This is a genomic window from Streptomyces violaceorubidus (genome assembly GCF_000717995.1).
Lineage (GTDB): Bacteria > Actinomycetota > Actinomycetes > Streptomycetales > Streptomycetaceae > Streptomyces > Streptomyces violaceorubidus.
Genome location: NZ_JODM01000227.1, coordinates 1 through 244, shown reverse-complemented (window position 1 = coordinate 244; position 244 = coordinate 1). Strand labels below are relative to the sequence as shown.

The window sequence follows — 244 nt, the reverse complement described above, 5'->3', positions numbered from 1 at the left end:
GGACGTCCTGGCCAGCTGGGCACCCGGCCTCCACGAAGCCCTCACCGGTCTCGGTGAGGGCGACCACGTCATCGTTGACGGCACCCTCATCCCCATCGACCGGATCGGTGCGGATGAGCCGTGCTACTCGATGAAACACCGCAAGCACGGTATGAACGTGCAGGTCATCGCCCGCCCCGACGGAACACCGCTGTGGTTCTCCCGCGCGACACCCGGCCGGACCCATGATCTGACCGCGGCCCGG

Annotated in this window: 1 protein-coding gene; it reads left to right on the top strand. The window is 68.0% G+C overall.

Annotation, left to right across the window (positions count from 1 at the left end; all coding sequences use genetic code 11):
* The coding region (locus IE94_RS0134870) for a transposase family protein (RefSeq protein WP_030192791.1) at positions 1–244 on the top strand (244 nt) is incomplete at both ends.